General features: G+C 72.2%; 12 protein-coding genes. 7 read left to right on the forward strand and 5 right to left on the reverse strand.

Annotated elements, in window-relative coordinates; translation table 11 throughout:
* Positions 1 to 24: 24 nt before the first annotated feature.
* Together WMF26_RS32390 and WMF26_RS32395 are read left to right on the forward strand one after the other, a co-directional pair.
* Positions 25 to 2,250: an ATP-binding protein gene (locus WMF26_RS32390; RefSeq protein ID WP_437995865.1), complete on the forward strand. Its 2,226-nt coding sequence runs from the start codon at positions 25 to 27 to the stop codon at positions 2,248 to 2,250.
* 130 nt (positions 2,251 to 2,380) lie between these two features.
* Complete coding sequence (locus tag WMF26_RS32395; protein WP_437995866.1) at positions 2,381 to 3,730, forward strand: response regulator; 1,350 nt, start codon at positions 2,381 to 2,383, stop codon at positions 3,728 to 3,730.
* Here WMF26_RS32395 and WMF26_RS32400 read toward each other — a convergent pair.
* The gene (locus tag WMF26_RS32400) at positions 3,717 to 4,463 is read right to left on the reverse strand and encodes a TetR/AcrR family transcriptional regulator (RefSeq protein WP_437995867.1); all 747 of its coding nucleotides are present in this window, start codon (positions 4,461 to 4,463) and stop codon (positions 3,717 to 3,719) included. The genes WMF26_RS32395 and WMF26_RS32400 overlap by 14 nt on opposite strands.
* 179 nt (positions 4,464 to 4,642) lie before the next feature.
* Between WMF26_RS32400 and WMF26_RS32405 the strand changes: the two genes are divergently transcribed.
* The 4 genes from WMF26_RS32405 (at position 4,643) to WMF26_RS32420 (ending at position 10,045) form a co-directional block, all read left to right on the forward strand.
* Positions 4,643 to 5,884, forward strand: a complete 1,242-nt coding sequence (locus WMF26_RS32405) for an HlyD family secretion protein (RefSeq protein WP_437995868.1) — start codon at positions 4,643 to 4,645, stop codon at positions 5,882 to 5,884.
* Positions 5,885 to 5,917: 33 nt separating this feature from the next.
* Positions 5,918 to 7,501 (forward strand): DHA2 family efflux MFS transporter permease subunit, encoded by a 1,584-nt coding sequence (locus WMF26_RS32410; RefSeq protein WP_437995869.1) that lies wholly within the window; start codon positions 5,918 to 5,920, stop codon positions 7,499 to 7,501.
* A gap of 100 nt (positions 7,502 to 7,601) precedes the next feature.
* On the forward strand, positions 7,602 to 8,831 hold the full coding sequence (locus WMF26_RS32415; RefSeq protein WP_437995870.1) for a cytochrome P450: 1,230 nt from the start codon (positions 7,602 to 7,604) through the stop codon (positions 8,829 to 8,831).
* Positions 8,828 to 10,045, forward strand: coding sequence for a cytochrome P450 (locus WMF26_RS32420; protein ID WP_437995871.1), 1,218 nt, complete (start codon positions 8,828 to 8,830; stop codon positions 10,043 to 10,045). The genes WMF26_RS32415 and WMF26_RS32420 overlap by 4 nt, the downstream gene beginning before the upstream one ends.
* A 37-nt stretch (positions 10,046 to 10,082) precedes the next feature.
* On the opposite strand, the gene WMF26_RS32425 is transcribed toward WMF26_RS32420, so the two are convergent.
* The 4 genes from WMF26_RS32425 to miaB all read right to left on the reverse strand — a co-directional run bounded on the left by WMF26_RS32425 (position 10,083) and on the right by miaB (position 13,886).
* The gene (locus WMF26_RS32425; RefSeq protein ID WP_437995872.1) at positions 10,083 to 11,540 is read right to left on the reverse strand and encodes a VanW family protein; all 1,458 of its coding nucleotides are present in this window, start codon (positions 11,538 to 11,540) and stop codon (positions 10,083 to 10,085) included.
* Positions 11,541 to 11,603: 63 nt separating this feature from the next.
* Positions 11,604 to 11,804: a sulfur carrier protein ThiS gene (thiS, locus tag WMF26_RS32430; protein WP_061627456.1), complete on the reverse strand. Its 201-nt coding sequence runs from the start codon at positions 11,802 to 11,804 to the stop codon at positions 11,604 to 11,606.
* Entirely contained in the window at positions 11,801 to 12,403 is a 603-nt protein-coding gene (locus tag WMF26_RS32435) for a gamma carbonic anhydrase family protein (protein ID WP_437995873.1), read from the reverse strand. Before WMF26_RS32435 ends, thiS begins: the two co-directional genes overlap by 4 nt.
* Before the next feature lies 1 nt (position 12,404).
* A complete protein-coding gene (miaB, locus tag WMF26_RS32440; RefSeq protein WP_437950034.1) occupies positions 12,405 to 13,886 on the reverse strand; it encodes a tRNA (N6-isopentenyl adenosine(37)-C2)-methylthiotransferase MiaB in 1,482 nt (493 codons plus the stop codon).
* A gap of 266 nt (positions 13,887 to 14,152) precedes the next feature.
* Here miaB and WMF26_RS32445 point away from each other — a divergent pair, with 266 nt between their 5' ends.
* Positions 14,153 to 15,988: an AMP-dependent synthetase/ligase gene (locus WMF26_RS32445; RefSeq protein WP_437995874.1), complete on the forward strand. Its 1,836-nt coding sequence runs from the start codon at positions 14,153 to 14,155 to the stop codon at positions 15,986 to 15,988.
* The last annotated feature ends 151 nt before the right edge of the window (positions 15,989 to 16,139 follow it).

Here is a 16,139-nt window from a genome sequence, read left to right on the forward strand (position 1 = left end):
TCGATGGAGGGGGAGCTCTCGACGATGCCAAGCCCTCCGGGACAGAAGTTGCGGTTCCGGCTCACGATCAAGCTCGCCCTGAGCGTCGGGGCGCTCCTGCTCGCCCTCGCGGGCGTCGTCGCGGTCTTGACCTTCAGGCAGGCGCGCCAGACCGCGCTCATGGCGCTGGAGCGCGAGGGCGACGCGATCGCGGGCACGCTGAACTACACCTTCGTGGTGCTGCTCGACGGCGGCGACGCGTTCCACGCGCAGCGCATCGCCTCGAACGCCGCGTTCTTGCCGGGGGTTCGCAGCGTGCTCGTAGCGTCCCTCGACGGCGAGGTGATCGCCGGCAGCCACCAGAGCACCGGCGATCGGGTCGACGCTCCTCCGCTCCTCGCGCTCCTCGCGCGCGGCGACCTCACGAGCCCGATCCACGAGCGCCGCGGGAGCGAGCTCATCGTGACCTCCCCGCTCAACCGCGCGAGGCTCCCGAGCAGCCTGGAGGGCGGCGTCTCCGGCGTCGTGCAGGTGGTCCTCGACACGAGCGATGCCGAGGCGCTCGCCTACGCCGTCGCGCTCCGGATGCTCGGCATCACCGTGGGCAGCGGCGTGCTCCTCTGCGCGCTCACGGGCGTCATCCTGCAGCTCATCGTCGTCCGCCCCCTTTACCGGCTCGCCACCGCCGCGGAGCGCTTCCGCGCCGGGGATCGCTCCCAGAGGAGCAGGATCGGGAGCCGGGACGAGATCGGCGTCGTGTCCGGCGCCTTCGACAACATGGCGCAGGAGGTCGAGGGGCTCGTGGCCGAGCTCATCGGCGCGCGCGACGCCGCCGACGCCGCCAGCCGGGCGAAGAGCGATTTCCTGGCCAGCATGAGCCACGAGCTCCGCACGCCGCTCAACGGCATCCTGGGGTATGCGCAGCTCATCGAGCGCGCGCCGGAGCTCACGGCGCGGACGCGGGACGGCCTGCGCGTCATCCGGAGATCGGGCGAGCACCTGCTGGCGCTCATCAACGACGTGCTCGATCTCAGCAAGATCGAGGCGGGCAAGCTCGATCTGCGGCCAGGCGAGGTGCGCTTCCCCGCGTTCATCGACGCGGTGGCGGAGCTGTGCCGCGTGCGCGCCGAGCAGAAGGGGATCTCGCTCGCGACCAGCTACCGCGGCCCGGCGCTCGCGCTGCGCGCGGACGAGAAGCGCTTGACCCAGGTGCTCCTCAACGTGCTCGGCAACGCCATCAAGTTCACCTCGCGGGGCGGCGTCACCTTCGATGTGACCGTGCTCGACGGCGCCCCCGCGCTGTCGCCGAGGAGCCCGCGCCTCCGCACGGTCCGATTCCGCGTCACGGACACCGGACCCGGGATCGCGCCGGAGCACCTCTCCCGGATCTTCGATCGCTTCGAGCAGGTCGGAGACGAGACGGCGCGGTCGGAAGGGACCGGCCTCGGGCTCGCGATCACGAAGCGGATCGTCGAGCACTGGGGCGGATCGATCGACGTGGAGAGCGCGCAGGGCCGGGGCAGCGTGTTCACGGTCGCGCTGCCCCTGGAGGAGGCCGCCCACCAGGCCTCCACGCGCGCGGCGTCCACGTGGGAGGACATCGCCGGATACGAGGGGGAGCGGCGGACGATCCTCGTCGTCGACGACAACGCGGAGAACCGAGCATTGCTGCGCGACGCGCTCGCGCCGCTCGGGTTCACGCTGCGCGAGGCGGAGAGCGGCGCGCAGGCCCTCGCCGTGGCCGCAGAGCACCGCCCCGGCCTGGTCATCATGGATCACTCCATGCCCGGCCTGGACGGCTTCGAGACGGCGCGGCGGCTGCGGGAGATCCCAGCGCTCGGCGAGGTCGTCGTCATCGGCTCGTCGGCGAGCGTGTCCGACGCGGACCGCCTGCGGGGCATGGCCGCGGGCTGCGACGACTTCCTGCCCAAGCCGGTCGACGTCGGCGCGTTGCTCGACAAGATCCAGCGCCACCTCGGCCTGACATGGCTCTCGCGCCGCGACGGGCCCCAGAGCCCCGGCTCCCCCGGCGAGGAGATCGGTAGATCGTCGCGGCCCTCCGCCGAGCAGATCTCGGCGCTGCGAGAGCTGCTCAGGAGGGGCCGCGTGGAGGAGCTCCTGGCCGAGACGCAGAAGCTCGAGCAGGCCGAACCTCGGCTGGCCGGATGGATGGCGCAGGTGCGCGCGCTGGCCCAGGCGTATAAGCTCCGCGAGCTGCGCGAGCTCCTCGGGACGGACCGCGCCGCCACAGGAGACGACGGATCCGCATGATCGACGTGCAGGTGCAGGGGCGACGCGCGGCGCGGCCTTCCACGCGCCGGATCTCTGGGCGATATCGGCGCCCGGCCGCCCTGGATGCCCTCGCGGGCGGCCCGACCTGGAGGGCCGGAGGAGAGCGATCGTGAGCGAGGCGACGAGACCCCGCGTGCTGGTCGTCGACGACACGCCGGCCAACCTGAAGCTGCTCGTCGAGCACCTCCGCGGCGCCGGGATCGACACGCTCGCCGCGGAGGACGGCGAGAGCGCGCTCGGGCTGCTCCGCTACGAGGCCCCCGACCTGATCCTGCTCGACGTCGTGATGCCGAAGGTGAACGGCTTCGACGTCTGCCGCCGCCTGAAGGCGGACCCCGCGACCAGGGATATCCCCGTCCTCTTCATGACCGGTCTCACCGACACCACCGACAAGGTCAAGGGCTTCGAGGTCGGAGGGGTCGATTACCTGACCAAGCCCATTCAGAACGAAGAGCTCCTGGCCCGCGTGACCACGCACCTGGCCCTGCGCGCCCTCCAGCGCGCGCTACAGCGGGCCAACAGCGACCTCGAGCGCCGCGTCGCGGAGCGTACCGCCGAGCTCGCGCGGCTCAACGACGAGCTGCTCGCGACGAACCAGGCCTACAGCCGCTTCGTGCCGACCGAGATGCTCGGGCTGCTCGGCCGAGATCGGGCGGTGGACGTCAGGCTCGGAGACCACGTGCAGATCGACATGACCGTCCTGTTCTCCGACATGCGCGGCTTCGCCGCCCTCACCGAGAGCATGACGCCCGGCGAGGCGTTCGCCTTCACGAACGCCTACCTCGGCCGGCTCAGCCCGATCATCCGGCGCTGCGGGGGCTTCATCGACAAGTACATCGGCGACGCCATCATGGCCCTCTTCCCGGGAAAGGCCGACGACGCCGTGCGCGCGGCCGTCGCGATGCAGCGCGCGGTGCGGGAGTTCAGCGAGGAGCGGCGGAGCGCGGGGCTGCCATCGATCAGCATGGGCATCGGCATCCACACCGGCAGCCTCATGCTGGGCACGATCGGCGAGGCAGAGCGGATGGAAGCCACGGTGATCTCCGACACGGTGAACCAGGCCTCGCGCCTGGAGAGGCTCGCCGCCCGCTACGGCGTGGCCATCGTGCTGAGCGAGCAGACGATGATCGCGCTGAGCACCCGGGAGGGCTACGGCCATCGCTTCCTGGACAAGGTGCGGCTCAAGGGCAAGCGAGAGCCCGTATCGGTCGTCGAGGTGTTCGACGGCGACCCTCCGGAGACGATCGATCGCAAGCAGAAGACCCGGCGCCACTTCGAGCAGGCGCTGTCCGACTACCGCGCCCGGAGGTTCGCGGAGGCCAACCTGGCGATCGCCCACGTGCTCTTGCAGCACCCGACCGACAAGGCCGCCCAGGTCTACCAGCAGCGCATCGCGCACCTGATGGCGCACGGCGCGCCCGCCGACTGGACCGGCGTCGAGGTGCTCACGGAGAAGTGAGGCGGTCCGGATCGCGCGCCGGCGCGGGCTCCGGCGCCGCCGGACCTGACGGCGCGCCGGGGGCGCGGCGGAGCGCGCCCCCGGCCTTCGCGCCGAGCACCACGACGTCGACGATCGACGCCAGGACGCCGTCGTCGACCGGCGCGCGCAGGCGGAAGAGGCGGTTCGTCACGGTGCCGCGGATCATCTCCACCATCAGGTCGAGATCGGTGCCCGGCGGCAGCTCGCCGCGCGCGACGCCGCGCTCGAGCACGTCCCGCCACGGGGCGAGGCGCTCCTCGCGGAGCGCGCGGACGAGCGCCTCGACCTCCGGCACGTGCATCTCGGCCATGAGCATGCGGGAGATGCCCTGCCCCTCGGGCGTCGACGCGGCGGCGACGACGCGCCGCACGAGCTCGAGCAGGTCCAGCCGCAGCGCGCCGGTGTCCGGCGGCGCCTCGCGGTCGTCGGAGAACGAGCGCAGCGTCGCCTTCACGAGCTCGGCCTTCGTCGGCCAGCGGCGGTAGACCGTCGTCTTGTTCACGCCCGCCCGCGCCGCCACGTCCTCCACCCGCAGCGCCGCGTAGCCCGCGCGCGCGATCTCCGCCGCGGCCGCCTGCATCACCGCCCGCACCACGCGCTCGCTGCGGCCCCCGTGCCGCGCGCCGTGCGTGCCGGTCCGGCGGCGCCCCCCCGCGGCGCCGGACTCAGCCGGAGAAGGCTCTTTCAGAGGGGACGACGTGACGCTCCGCATCCCGAGGGGGCTCCATTCAACCACGACGGCGCGACCCGTGGAGCATGGCTCGTCCGGGCTATGGCAACAAGTCGTTGTCTTTGTCAGTCCCCGTGGTATCTCTATCGCAACCACAGGTTGCCTTAGGTACGCGGCGCCGGTTGCGCCCGCCGTCGAGGCGACGAGGAGCAGGCGGCGACATGTCCACGACGACGAGCGCTCTCCCTGGAGAGGCGACGGCTCCCCCCGAGGCGGTCTCCGGGGCGGTCAAGACGGGCAAGCCGAGCAAGGCGGTCGGCGTCACGGCGGCGGCGATCGCGCTCGCCGTCGCGGCGGGCGCGGGCTGGTACGTCGCGCACCGCGGGCTCGAGACCACGGACGACGCGCAGATCGACGCCGAGGTGGTGTCCGTCCCGGCGCGCGCGTCGGGCGTGGTGGTGAAGGTCCTGTTCGCGGAGAACCAGGCGGTGAAGGCGGGCGACGTGCTCGCCGAGCTCGACGCCGAGCCCGCGCGCGCGCGGCTCGCGCAGGCCGAGGCGAGCCTGTCGGCGGCCAGGGCGAGCGCCGACGCGGCCGACGCCGACGAGCGCATCGCCGAGACCAACGCGCGCAGCAACAAGTCGGTGGCCGAGGCGTCGCTGCACGGCGCGGCCAGCAGCGCGAGCGCGTCGAAGCAGCAGATCGCCGAGGGCGAGGCGCACGTCGCCTCGGCGACGGCGACCCTGGAGCAGGCGACGCTCGAGCGCGACCGCGCGAAGCGGCTCGTGGAGACCGGGGCGCTCGCCCAGGCGCAGTTCGATCAGCTGGAGGCGGCCGTCGACGTCGCCGGCGCGTCGCTGGAGCAGGCGAAGGCGCACCTCGCGGCGCTCAAGGCCACGACCACGCAGGCGTTCAGCCGGGTCGAGGAGGCGAGCGCGAGGGTCCAGCAGGCGAGCAACGTCGACGCCCTCATCGCGCTGGCGCGCGCCCGCGCCCGCGTGGCGCACGCGCAGGTCGAGACCGCCCAGGCCGCGCGGGACCTGGCCGCCCTCGAGCTGTCGTACACGCGCATCGTCGCGCCGCAGGACGGGGTCGTGTCGAAGAAGACCCTCTCCGTCGGGCAGCTGGTCTCCCCCGGCCAGCCCGTGGGGATGCTCGTCCCCGCGCGGCAGGTCTGGGTGACGGGCAACTTCAAGGAGACGCAGCTCGCGCACATGCGCGTCGGGCAGCCCGCGCGCGTGTCCGTCGACGCCTACCCCGGCGTGACCGTGCACGGCGAGGTCGAGAGCTTCTCCGCGGCCACCGGCGCCCGCTTCAGCCTGCTGCCGCCGGACAACGCGACCGGCAACTTCACCAAGGTCGTCCAGCGCGTGCCGGTGCGGATCCGCCTCCACGACGCGCCGTCCGACCTCGCGCTGCGCCCCGGGATGAGCGTCGAGCTGACGGTCGACGCGAGCAAGTAAGCATCGCGCACCTCGCGCGGGAGAGGAGGAACCATGGCAGAGGCGGCAATCGCGGCCGCGCCGGCGCACGCCGTCGCGCCCGTCAACGCGAACCGGTGGCTCGTGGCCGCGGCCGTGGCCCTCGGCGCGCTGCTCGAGATCGTCGACACGAGCATCGTCAACGTGGCGCTCACCGAGATGCAGAGCTCGCTCGGCGCTACGCTCACGCAGGTGAGCTGGGTCGTCTCGAGCTACGCCATCGCGAACGTCATCATCCTGCCGCTCACCGCGTGGCTCGGGCACCGCTTCGGAAAGAAGCGTTACTTTGTCTTCTCGCTCGTCGCCTTCACCGCGGCGTCGGTGCTCTGCGGGGTCGCGAACAGCCTGCCGATGCTCATCGTCGCCCGCGTGCTCCAGGGGCTCGGCGGCGGCGGCCTGCTCGCGAAGGCGCAGTCGATCCTGTTCGAGACGTTCCCGAAGGAAGAGCAGGCGATGGCGCAGGGCTTCTTCTCGTCCATCGTCATCGCCGGCCCGACGATCGGGCCGACGCTCGGCGGCTACATCGTCACGAACATCAACTGGCGGTGGATCTTCTTCATCAACGTCCCGCTCGGCATCGCGGCCGTGCTGATGTGCCTCGCCTTCCTACCGCCGGACGCCGCGGGCGAGCGCGAGCGCGGCGGCGTCGACTGGATCGCGATCGCCCTGCTCGCGGCCGGCGTCGGCTCGCTGCAGACCGCGCTCGAGGAGGGCCACGCCGAGGAATGGTTCGACTCGCCGTTCATCGTCGCGTGCTCCGCGATCGCGGCCGTGAGCCTCGCCCTGTTCGTCCACCGCGAGCTCTCGTCGGAGCGCCCGATCGTGGACCTGCGCGTGCTCCGGCACCGCTCGCTCTGGGCGGGGAGCCTCCTCTCCGCCGTCATCGGCATGGGCCTTTACGGCGCGCTCTTCGCCGTGCCCATCTTCGCCCAGTCGATCCTCGGCTACACGTCGCAGCAGACGGGCATGCTCCTCTTGCCGGGCGCGCTGGCCTCCGCCCTCTCGATGCCGCTCGTCGCGCGGCTCGTGAACCGGTTCGACCCGCGCGCGCTCCTCGTGGCGGGGGGGCTCATCCTGCTCGTCGCGCTCTTCCAGCTCCACCAGCTGACGCCCGCGACGGGCGCCGGCGACCTGTTCTGGCCGCTGATCATCCGGTCGTTCGGCACGACGCTGATGTTCCTGCCGCTCAGCATGGCCACCCTCGGGCCGCTCCCCAAGCGCGACATCGCCGCCGCGACCGGCATCTACAGCCTGACGCGGCAGCTCGGGGGCAGCGTCGGGGTCGCGGTGCTCACCACCGTGCTCGCCGACCGGCAGGCGTTCCACCGCGCGGTCCTGGTGAGCCACATGGGGGCGAGCGACCCGACGACCCTCGAGCGCGTCGCCGCGTACACGTCGGCGTTCGCCGCGAAGGGGTTCGATCTGGCCGACGCGCGCGACAAGGCGCTCCACGTGCTCGACGGAATCGTGAACCTGCAGGCCGCCGTGATGTCGTTCAACGACACGTTCTGGGTGACAGCGGTGCTCGTCATCGCCACGCTCCCGCTCGTGTTCCTGCTCGGGAGGGGCAGGGGCGGCCCCGTGTCCGCGGGGCACTGAGCCGAGCGCGCGGGAAGCTCACCGCCCGTCGCCCGCCGTACCGCGGATCCATCAGGAGGCGCGCCGCGCCGCGCCCAAGCATCAAGCAACGGAGGGAACCATGCGTCACACGTTGAATCTCCTCGCGCCCGAGGTCATCGAGAACCCGCACCCCCGCTACGCCGAGCTGCGCGAGGGGGCGCCCGTCTGCCAGGTCGAGCCGAACGGCTTCTGGGCCGTGAGCCGCTACGACGATGTGGTCTACGTCCTGAAGCACCCCGAGCTCTTCTCGTCCCGCACCTCCGAGGTGAGGCGGAGCCTCCTCGACGAGCGGCTCCTGCGCGAGCCCCTGCTCGTCGGCGATACGAGCCTCCTCAGGAGCGATCCGCCGGACCACACCCAGATGCGCAAGCTCATCAGCGGCGCGTTCACGCCGCGGGCGATCGCGCGGATCGAGGCGCGGGTCCGCGACATCGCGACCGAGCACATCGATCGGATCCTCGCGCAGGACACCTTCGACATGATGGAGGACCTGGCCGTTCCGCTCCCGGTCACGGTCATCGCCGAGATGCTCGGGGTCGACCCGTCGCTCCGCGCCGATTTCAAGCGCTGGTCCGACGACACCATCAACGTGCCCGCGGGCTCCCAGCCGCTCAGCGACGAGGAGGTCGAGCGCATCCTCCGGAGCCGCCGCGAGATGCGCGCCTACTTCCACGAGATGATCGCGGACCGGAAGCGGCGGCCGCGCGAGGACCTCATCAGCGACATCGTCCGGGGCGAGGTGGAGCACGGCGTGCTGACGGAGGACGACGTGCTCGGCATGGTGGTCCTCCTGCTCGTCGCGGGCAACGAGACCACGACCAACCTCATCGGCAACGGCACCCTCACGCTCCTCGAGCACCCGGACGCGCTGCGCCGCCTCCGCGAGGAGCCGGCGCTGATCCCGGGCTTCATCGAGGAGGTCCTCCGCTACGAGGGGCCGGTCCGGCTGCTCACCCGGCGGGCGACGCAGGACGTGACCCTCTCCGGGGTCACGATCCCCGAGGGCGCGACCGTCCTGCCGCTCGTCGCCGCCGCGAACCGGGATCCGGCGCAGTTCCCCGACCCCGACCGGTTCGACATCACCCGGGAGCAGCGCGGCCACGTGGCCTTCGGCTTCGGCATCCATTTCTGCGTCGGCGCGCCGCTCTCCCGCGTCGAGGGCAGGATCGCCTTCGAGGAGATCCTCCGGCGGCTGCCCCCCTTCTCGCGCGAGCCGGGGCCGCCCTCGTGGAACCGATCGTTCGGCCTGCGCGGGCTGCGGCGCTTGCCCCTGCGCTTCGACCGCGCCATCACGGAGAAGACATCATGAGTTACGCGTTCAGTCTCATCGGGCCCGAGGTCACGCAGAACCCCTATCCGGTGTACGCCGAGCTCCGCGAGAAGGCGCCGGTGTGTCAGGTCGAGCCGAGGGGCTTCTGGGCGGTGAGCCGCTACGACGATGTGGTCTATGTCATGAAGCACCCCGAGCTCTTCTCGTCCGACACCTTCGCGGCGAGGCAGAGCACGCAGGACGAGCGGCTCCAGCGCGAGCCGCTCGTCGTCAGCGACGTGAACATCCTCATGAGCGATCCGCCGGTCCACACCCGAATACGCCAGCTCGTCAGCGGCGCGTTCACGCCGCGGGCCATCGCGCGGCTCGAGCAGCGGGTGCGCGCGATCACGACCGAGTACATCGATCGGATCCTCGCGAAGGATACGTTCGACATGATGGACGATCTGGCCGTGCCGCTGCCGGTCACGGTCATCTCCGAGATGCTCGGCGTCGATCCGTCGCTCCGCGCGGACTTCAAGCGCTGGTCGGACGACTCGGTGAGCACCGGAATGGGGCGGCTCCCCGACGAGGACGTCGAGCGCATCCTCCGGAGCCGCCGCGAGATGCGCGCCTACTTCCACGAGATGATCGCGGAGCGGAAGCGGCAGCCGCGCGAGGACCTGATCAGCGACCTCATCCGCGGCGAGGTGGAGTACGGCCAGCTCTCGCCGGACGACGTGCTCGGCATGGTGGTCCTCCTGCTCGTGGCGGGCAACGAGACCACGACCAACCTCATCGGCAACGGCACGCTGGCGCTCCTCGAGCACCCGGACGCGCTGCGCCGCCTCCGCGAGGAGCCGGCGCTGATCCCGGGCTTCATCGAGGAGGTCCTCCGCTACGAGGGGCCGGCGCAGATCCTGATGCGGCGGGCGACCCAGGACGTGACCCTCGCCGGCGTCACCCTCCCGAAGGGCGCGATCGTCATGCCGATCATCGCCTCCGCGAACCGGGATCCGGCGCAGTTCAGCGATCCGGACCGGTTCGACATCACCCGGGAGCAGCGCGGCAACGTGGGCTTCGGCTTCGGCATCCACTTCTGCGTCGGGGCGCCGCTCTCGCGGCTCGAGGGCAAGATCGCGTTCGAGGAGATCTTCCGGCGACTGCCGCCCTTCTCGCGCGAGCCGGGGCCCGTCGTGTGGCGCACGATGTTCAGCCTGCGGGGGTTGCAGAGCCTGCCGCTGCGCTTCGACCGGAGCGCCCGGGCCGCCTGAGGCGACGCCCGCCGCGCAGGGCGCCGGGCGCCCCCGCTCACATCGAGAAGCCGTCGCCCTGCGCCTCCGCAGGGGGCGTCTCGCCCGCGGGGGCCTCGCCCGCGGGGGTCTCCCCCTCCTGGAGCTCCTCGACCGCCTTCGCGTGCTCGGGGACCTCCGGCAGCGCGGAGGGGTCGTATCCGGGCGCGACCCAGAACACCTCGGGCGCGGGCTTGTACTCGCTCGTATAGCTGCGCTCGGAGGCCCGGCCGTCCTTGTAACGGACGGTGACATACGATCTCACGTCGTACCCGCACGAGCCCTTCTGGTGGCGCTTCACCTCGCCCTCGGAGAGCTCGGACTTCACGTAGATGCGGCGGATGAAGTCGTCGGTGTGCTCGGCCGAGATGCGGTGATCGACCTCCGCCACCGGGTCGCCGCCGAGGAGCTCGACGCGGAGCACCGTGGGCGTCGGCAGGTAGGCGTGGATCATGATCGGGAACGGGAGCGTGTTCTTGATCTTCAGATCCGACTCCGGGTACGTCACCATGGCGTCGAGCCCCATGGGGATGTAGGCGCTCGGGCGGGAGTGGCTCTGGCGGTCGGGCGTGTCGAGCGCGCCGAAGAGCGACGCGGCGAAGAGCGTGCTGGAGACCTGGCACGTCCCCCCGCCGTAGCCGGGGACGGTCTCGTCGCCGAGGATCTCCGGGGCGATGGTGAACCCGTTCTTGCGGGTCCGCGGGCCGACGTGGGCGTTGAACGAGAAGGTCTCGCCGGGCGCCAGGATGGTGCCGTCGATCTTGGACGCCGCGGTCTTGATGTTGACGGCGCGCCCGGCCTCCTTCCCGTGCCGCTTGAACTTCGTCTCGTACGCCGCGACGACCCGGCTGACGTCGACGCTCACCAGGTCATCGACGGTGATCTTGGGGGTGGTGTACCGGACGGCGAGCTCGATGAGCTCCTCGTCCTCGTGGTCCCCGGCGCGCAGCGCGGCGAGGGAGGCGTCGACGTCGAGCTCACGGCCGGCCTGCTCCGGGATCTTGCGCCGGTTGGCGAGATCGAGCCGCGCGTCCACCGGGATCCGGAAGACCTGCGGGGCGAGCCGCTCGAGGAAGGCGCGCGCCCGCGCCTCGTCGACGGCCCAGACGAGCGGCACGTCGATCTCGCCGCGCCGCGCCCGCCGCGCCTCCCGGAGCCGCCGCGCCCACGGCCCCTCGTGGCCGACGCGCCGCGCCCCCGCCAGCGTCTCGCCGACGTCGACCTCGACGCCCGCCTCGCCGAGCGTCGCCGTCAGGTCGACGTCGTCGTGGCGGAGCCGGACGAGGCGGCCGCGGAGCGCGTCGCGCCTCGCCTCGAGCCAGGCCTCCGGCGCGGCGCCGTCCGGCACGAAGCGCTCGCCGATCGAGAGGCCGCGGACCACCGGGGACGCCGGCAGCGCGTCGCGCACCGCCAGGGCGGCGCCCACGCCCGCCGAACTGCCGAGCGCCAAGACCAGAGCGAGGGCCCTCGTATCCACGGCAGCTGGCGATGCTACCCGGATCGCGGACGAACTGGAAGAACGCTAGATCACGAGGCGGGCTCAGCCGCCGCCGACGAAGTGCACGATCTCGATCACGTCGCCCTCGGCGAGCTCGGCGGCCGTGTGCTCGGCCCGCGGCACCACCTCGCCGTTGCGCTCCACCGCCACGGGCCCCTCGGTCAGCCCGAGCAGCTCGACGAGCCTCCGCACCGTGACCGCCGACGGCACCTCGCGCGCTTCCCCGTTCACCGTGATGTTCATGGCCTCTTCACCTCGTGCATCGCGCCACCATCGCACCCCGCCGCGGCGGCCCCCGGCTCGCCGGCCGCGGACGACGCCGCGGCGAGCGCCGCCCGGAAGCGCCGCGCGTTCTCCACATAGCTCGCGGCCCCCAGCCTGCCGAGCTCGGCCTGGTCCGGCCGCACCTCCCCCATCACCTGCGCCGGGTTGCCGCGCACCAGCGACCGCGGCGGGATCACCTTCCCGGGCGGCACCACCGCGCCCGCGGCGATCACCGACCCCTCGCCGACCACCACGTTGTCGAGCAGGATGCTCCCCATCCCGATCAGGCACCCGTCCCCGACGCGGCAGCCGTGCAGGATCGCGCCGTGGCCGATGGTCACGTCGGCGCCGACGATCGTCTCCGAGACGCCGCTCGTCAGGTGCAGGCACGCGAGGTCCTGCACGTTGGTCCGCGGGCCGACGCGGATCGCGCCGATGTCCCCGCGCAGCACCGCGCCGAACCACACGCTCGCCTCGTCGCCGAGCTCCACGTCGCCGATCACCGTCGCGTTCGGCGCGAGGAACACGCCGCGCCCGAGCCGCGGCGACGCCCCGCCGAGGTCGAGGACGAGCGCCACGTCAGCCCCCCTCGGCGGCGACCACCGGCAGCGAGCGCCGGGCCGGCCGCGGCTCCGCGGCGCCCCGCTGCCGCGGCCGGGCCGCGGCGCGCGCCGCCTCCGTGAGCTCGGCCTGCAGCGAGTGCTTGTTCGCCCGCGCGATCGAGACCTCGACGACCTCGCCGAGCAGGTCGAGCTCCGCCGCGCCCTCGATGTGCGCGATCTCGTGGCGCCCCGTCCGGCCCGACCAGAGCGCGCCGCCCTGGCCGCCGTGCCCGCGCTCCTTGTCGCGCCCCTCGACGAGCACCTCCTGCGTCGTCCCCACGAGGCCCGACAGGTGGGCGGCGAGCAGCGCCTCGCTCTCCTCGAACAGGCGCGCGAGCCGCTCGCCCTTCACGCCCTCGGGCACGTCGTCCGGCAGCTTCAGCGCGGGCGTGTGCGGGCGGCGCGAGTACTTGAACCCGAACAGCCCCTTGAACCCCACCTCGCGCACGAGCGACAGCGTCGCCGCGAAGTCGTCCTCGGTCTCGCCCGGGAAGCCGACGATGATGTCGGTCGAGAGCGTCAGCCCCGGGACCGCCTCCACGAGCGCGCGCGTCCTCGCGACGTACTCGGCGCGCGTGTAGCGGCGGATCATCCGCCGGAGGACCCGGTCGCTGCCCGACTGCACCGGCAGGTGCACGTGGCGCGGCAGCACGGCGAGCTCGGCGTGGGCGAGCAGGAGCGAGGGCGTGAGGTGCCGCGGGTGCGGGCTCGTGTAGCGCAGCCGCGCGAGGCCCGGGACGTCGGCGGCGACGCGCCGGAGCAGCGCCGCGAACTCGCTCTCGTCCGGGTCGTCCGCGCTCGCGCCGGGGGCCCGCGGCAGCGCGCCGAGCGGATCGCGGTAGCTGTTCACGGTCTGGCCGAGGAGGGTGACCTCGCGCGTCCCCGCGGCCACGAGCCCGGCGATCTCGGCGACGATCTCGTCGCTCGGCCGGTAGCGCTCCGGCCCGCGGGTGTGCGGGACGATGCAGAACGAGCACCGCTCGTCGCAGCCCTTCATGATGGTCACGAACGCCGTCGGCGCGGCGCGCGACGCGGGCGGCGGCGACGCCACGAGGAACCGGGGCGCGTCGAGGTCGAACACCGTGCGCGCGACCGGCAGGCCGCCGAGCGCGAGGTCGCCGAGCAGGCCCGGCAGCTCCGGGATGTTGTCGGGCCCGACCACGACGTCGATCGTCCGCAGCTGCTTGAGGAGGCGCTCCCCTTCCTGCTGCGCCACGCACCCCGCGACGACGACCACCCGCCCCTCGCCCTCGCGCTTCCAGCGCGCGAGCCGCCCCACCTCGCTCCGCAGCTTCTGCTCGGCCTTCTCGCGCACGCTGCAGGTGTTCAGCACGAGCACGTCGGCCTCGTCCGGACCGCCGGCCTCGGTGTAGCCGGCGCGGCGGAGCACGTCGTGCATCCGCTCGGAGTCGTGCACGTTCATCTGGCAGCCGAACGTCGTGATCGAATACCGGGGCATCGAAGCGATGCACCCTCTAACAGAAGGGGCCCGAGGCCGCCACCTCGCGCGCCCGGCGCCCGCTCCCGCGTGCCCCCGCCTCCCGCGGCGCGGCGCGGCGCGGCGCGCCGCCCTCCCCGCGCGCGACGCGGCCGGGATCTGCGGACGGATGCGGACGGGCGGGACAGATCCAGCGCTGGCCCGAGCCACGCCGGCGCCGCGCGCCGCCAAAAGGACGCAGAGCCGGCCGGGGCATCATGGTAAAAATCGCCCCGGGAGGAGACCCGATGGCGAAACTGGAAAACCTGGTAGAACTGCTCGATCGCTCGCTGAAGCAGCATGGGCCCCAGCCGATCTTCGGCACGAAGACCGAGGGCCGCTGGGACTGGATCACCTATGCGGAGTTCGGGCAGCTCGTCGCCAGGTTTCGCGGCGGCCTGGCGTCGCTCGGCGTCCAGCGGGGCGATCGGGTGGCCCTCATCTCCAACAACCGTGTGGAGTGGGCGGTCTCGGCCTATGCCTGCTTCAGCATGGGCGTCGCGGTCGTGCCGATGTACGAGGCGCAGCTGCCGAGCGAGTGGGCGTTCATCATCAACGACTGCGAGGCCGTCGCCGCGATCGTCGCCACGCCGCAGATCTACGGCAAATGCAAGGATCTCCCCGAGAAGGCGCCCTCGCTGAAGCACGTCGTCTGTCTGTTCGAGCCCGCGGGGCCGGCGGACGGCGTCCCCGGCGCGCGGACCACCTCGTACAAGGAGCTGCTCGCCGCGGGCGAGAAGAGCCCGGCGCCCGCCATCCAGCCGACGTCGAAGGACACCGCGTGCCTCATCTACACCTCGGGCACGACCGGCAATCCCAAGGGGGTGATCCTCTCGCACGGCAACATCGCCTCCAACGTCTGCGCCGTGGTGGATCTCATCCCGTTCGGCAGCGGCGACCGGAGCCTGTCGTTCCTCCCGTGGGCCCACTCGTTCGGCCACACCGGCGAGCTCCACGTGATGATCACGGTCGGCGCGTCGATGGCGCTGAGCGAGTCGGTCGACAAGATCGTCGCGAACCTCGCCGAGGTGCACCCCACCGTGCTGATGAGCGTCCCGCGGATCTTCAACCGCATCTACGAGGGGGTGCAGAAGCAGATGACCGAGAAGCCCGCGGTCATCCAGAGCCTGTTCCGCGCCGGGCTGCGCGCCGCGACGAAGCAGAACAAGGGTGAGCCGCTCCACCTCGTCGAGCGGCTCACCCTCGCCGTGGCGGACCGGGTCATCTTCTCGAAGATCCGCGCCAAGTTCGGCGGCAAGCTGAAGTACGCGATCAGCGGCGGGGCGGCGCTCTCGTACCAGGTTGCCGAGTTCGTCGACGCGCTCGGCATCACCATCTACGAGGGCTACGGCCTCACCGAGACGTCGCCCGTCGCCTCCGTGAACTACCCGGGGGCCCGCCGCCTCGGCAGCGTGGGCAAGGCGATCCCGGGGGTGCGGGTCGTCATCGACAAGTCGGAGACGCACGATCCGAAGCAGGGCGAGATCGTCATTTACGGCCCGAACGTCATGATGGGCTATTACAAGCGCGACGAGGAGAACAAGGCCGTCTTCACCGAGGACGGCGGCTTCCGCACAGGCGATCTGGGCTACCTCGACGACGACGGCTATCTCTACGTCACGGGCCGCATCAAGGAGCAGTACAAGCTGGAGAACGGCAAGTACGTCGCGCCGGCCCCGCTCGAGGAGAAGATCAAGCTGTCTCCGCTGATCAACAGCGCGATGATCTACGGCGACAACCGCCCCTTCAACGTGGCGCTGATCGTGCCCGAGATGGCGGCGCTCACCGACTGGGCGCGGGGCCAGGGGCTCACGTTCGATTCGCCCGACGCGATGCTGAAGCACCCGCGCGTGGTCGCGCACGTCCAGGAGGAGGTCGACCGGTACGCGGCGGATTTCAAGTCCTTCGAGAAGATCAAGAAGATCGCCCTCGCGGCCGAGGACTTCACCGCCGACAACGGGATGCTCACGCCGACCCTGAAGCTGAAGCGGCGCGTGGCGCTCCAGAAGTACGGGCCCGCGCTCGAGGCGCTCTTCGGCGGCGCGTCCAAGGCCGAGCCGCGCGAGGCCGCGCCGGCCGGCTGAGCGGCCGCCGCCCCCGGGCCGGCGCGCCCGCCGCTCCCCGCTGTTCCCCGCCATTCCCGCCGTTTCCCCTCCACGCCCTCTCCCCTCCCGGCGCGCCTTGGCGTAGGCTGACGCGCGCTGGCGCGGGCAGGACGCCGGGTCAACGGACGGG

It is taken from the genome of Sorangium sp. So ce185 (assembly GCF_051526825.1).
Taxonomy (GTDB): domain Bacteria; phylum Myxococcota_A; class Polyangia; order Polyangiales; family Polyangiaceae; genus Sorangium; species Sorangium cellulosum_D.